The organism is Allokutzneria sp. NRRL B-24872, from assembly GCF_002155965.1.
Lineage (GTDB): Bacteria > Actinomycetota > Actinomycetes > Mycobacteriales > Pseudonocardiaceae > Allokutzneria.
The window spans coordinates 1-1,087 of the sequence record NZ_MUMH01000383.1 but is presented as its reverse complement, the minus strand read 5'-3'; the positions used below and the strand labels follow the sequence as shown (position 1 = coordinate 1,087).

General features: G+C 72.7%; 2 protein-coding genes. Both read right to left on the bottom strand.

All coding sequences use genetic code 11. The annotated features are described in order from the left end of the window. Positions 1-427 (bottom strand): hypothetical protein (locus CCN37_RS41260; protein WP_210408415.1); only part of this gene is annotated, 427 nt, incomplete at its 3' end. A 68-nt stretch (positions 428-495) separates the two neighbouring features. Next, a partial coding sequence (locus CCN37_RS40630) for a hypothetical protein (RefSeq protein ID WP_210408414.1) occupies positions 496-1,087 on the bottom strand: 592 nt, incomplete at its 5' end.

The following is a 1,087-nucleotide window of genomic DNA, read 5'->3' as shown; positions in this document are numbered from 1 at the left end:
CGGCGAAGGTGCGGTCGCCGCCGCCGGAGAAGGCCATCGCGGTGACGGCGGCCCTGGGCGCGTAGGTCCCGTTGTCCCGCTTGACCAGCGTGGTGTCGATGTCGGTCCACGCGCCGTTCTTGCGGGTGCGGACCGGCTGCACGTACTCGGTGACGGTGAAGGTGCCGTCCGGGTTGGCGACCGTCGTGCTGCGCTCGTCGCGAAGGCCGGTGATCTCGACCTTCTTCCCGGTCTTCGCGGCCCGGTCCTGGGCGGCGTCCTCGGTGAGGGCCGTGGCAGAGCCCTTGCCCGCCTTCTCGGCGGCCTTGTCCGTGGCGACAGTCGCGGCCGTGGGCTCGGGGGCGGGGGCGTTGCCGAGCGTCATGACCAGCAGGGCCGTCAGCGCGGTGGCGACGGTGAGCGAGCGGACCGGCCGTCTGCCGCCCACCCCTTCTTCCGCACCTCCGTTCGAACAGAACGTCATCGCGGTGTACTTCCTTCTCTCCATGCCGTCCGTCACCCGACCACGCCGAACGAGACGCCGCTGTCGGGCAGTCCGCCCGATCCCGGCTGGTACGTGGTGGCACCCGTGCTGGTGGTGCCGTCGAGGTCGGCCCACGTCACGACGTGGAGGACCCCCTTGGTGGTGCCGGAGGCCTTGCTGAAGGGCACCCCGACGTAGAGGTTGTTCGCGCCACCGGTCAGCGACATGCCCAGGTGGTCCCGCCTGGTGGCGGTACCCGGCAGGCCCGAGCCGCGGGTGACCAGCCGGTCGGCCGCGCCGATCGTGCCCAGCGGCCGGAAGACCTGGACGGCGCCCGCGTCGGTGGCGGCGCCGATGTCCTTGCCGGGGATGCCGACGGCCAGCCGCACGGTGTCGGCGGTGGTGACGACGCTCGTGTTGGTGTTGGAGATGGCCACGCGCTGGCCCAGGAAGTCGCCCGCCACGGGGTCGCCCTCGACGTCCGCCACCGCGGCGTCGATGGCCGCCGTCTCGGTGTAAGCGCCGGAGGGCTGGATCCGGAAGACCGCCGCGCCGCCCGCCTCGGTCACCGTGCCGATGTCCTCGCCCGGCGTGCCGACGGCGAGCAGGACGTCGGAGTTGTAC